This window comes from Bilifractor sp. LCP19S3_H10 (genome assembly GCF_052119185.1).
Taxonomy (GTDB): Bacteria; Bacillota; Clostridia; order Lachnospirales; family Lachnospiraceae; genus Bilifractor.
Genome location: NZ_JBQKFT010000077.1, coordinates 1 through 373 on the forward strand (window position 1 = coordinate 1; position 373 = coordinate 373).

Here is a 373-nt window from a genome sequence, read left to right on the forward strand (position 1 = left end):
CCCGCCGGATCCAAACTTGTTATACGGGCATGCCCTGCAGAGGCCGCCCGGATTTCCTGTGCCATGAATACCGTCAAATGATCCACAGTCCGGTGGGTTGGAGCCGCCCTGAAACTTCGTTGCATAGTATCCGAAAGCCGGGTGATGGAACGCAATGACCGCCGTGATGGTTTTTGCCATCTCGGTCTCTTCCTCATCTCCCCTTAATGGTGCCAGGCACCAATGTGGTCCGTGTGGTGATTACTTCCCACTGTGGTGATTACGTAAGCGGTAAACCGCCAGTACCTTATTAAAAAATACAGCTGCCATTTCTGGCAGCTGCAAGTTGCTAGTTAAGTTGTTTCCTGCATTCCGCCGGTAGATCCTGAGACCA

The 373-nt window shown here is 52.5% G+C and carries 1 pseudogene; it reads right to left on the reverse strand.

Annotated features, from left to right (window positions below):
• A pseudogene (locus ACTQZS_RS15505) lies at nt 1–180 on the reverse strand (hypothetical protein); the annotation flags it as partial.
• Nucleotides 181–373: the final 193 nt, after the last annotated feature.